Source organism: Streptomyces sp. NPDC046939 (assembly GCF_040644575.1).
GTDB lineage: Bacteria > Actinomycetota > Actinomycetes > Streptomycetales > Streptomycetaceae > Streptomyces.
This window is the reverse complement of sequence record NZ_JBEYWV010000079.1, coordinates 1-1071: the sequence shown is the minus strand read 5'-3', so window position 1 is coordinate 1071 and position 1071 is coordinate 1. Positions and strand designations below refer to the sequence as shown.

Genomic DNA, 1071 nt, shown 5'->3' with positions numbered 1-1071 from the left:
GCCCGCACCCTGATCACCGACCCGGCCGCCCTGCGCGGCCTGCGCGCGGAGCTCGACCGGCGCGGCCTGGAGGTCGTCACCCTCAACGGCTTCCCCTACGAAGGGTTCGGCGCCGAAGAGGTCAAGTACCGCGTCTACAAGCCGGACTGGGCCGACCCGGAGCGCCTCGCCCACACCAGCGACCTGGCCCGCCTCCTCGCCACGCTGCTTCCCGCCGACGTCACCGAAGGCACCGTCTCCACCCTTCCGCTCGCCTGGCGCACCGCGTACGACGACCAGCGCGCGGAGACAGCGATCACCGCCCTCGTCACGCTCGCCGAACGCCTCGACGCCCTGGAGGAGCTGACCGGGAAATCGGTGCGCGTCGGCCTGGAGCCCGAACCGGGCTGCACCGTCGAGACCACCGCCGACGCGATCGCCCCGCTCACCGCCGTCGCCCGCCCCGACCGCATCGGCCTGTGCCTGGACACCTGCCACCTCGCCACCTCCTTCGAGGACCCCGACACCGCGCTCGACGGCCTCGCCGCCGCCCGCGTCCCCGTCGTCAAGTCCCAGCTCTCCGCCGCCCTGCACGCCGAACACCCCCATCTCCCCGAAGTCCGCGAAGCCCTCGCCGCCTTCGACGAACCCCGCTTCCTGCACCAGACCCGCACCGTCGACACCGGCACCCTGCACGGCACCGACGACCTCGGCCCCGCCCTCGACGGCGCCGCCCTGCCGGACACCGTCCCGTGGCGCGCCCACTTCCACGTCCCCCTGCACGCGGCCCCCGCCGCCCCGCTCACCTCCACGCTGCCCGTCCTCAAGACCACGCTGACCCGCCTCGTCGGCGGCGCGCACCCGCTCACCCACCACCTCGAGGTCGAGACCTACACCTGGCAGGCGCTCCCGCCCGAGCTGCGCCCACGGGCCCGAACCCAGCTCGCCGACGGCATCGCCGCCGAACTCGCCCTCGCCCGCGACCTGCTGACCGACCTCGGCCTCAAGGAGCTGCCATGACGGACACCCGCCCCACCCCGCTCCTCGTCCTGGACGTCGTCGGCCTCACCCCCCGTCTCCTCGACCACATGC

Annotated in this window: 1 protein-coding gene; it reads left to right on the top strand. The window is 74.3% G+C overall.

Going from position 1 to position 1071, the window contains the following annotated elements:
* Positions 1–999, top strand: a 999-nt coding sequence (gene eboE, locus ABZ877_RS39670; RefSeq protein ID WP_361081587.1) for a metabolite traffic protein EboE, incomplete at its 5' end; no start/stop codon positions are given.
* Positions 1000–1071 lie beyond the last annotated feature (72 nt).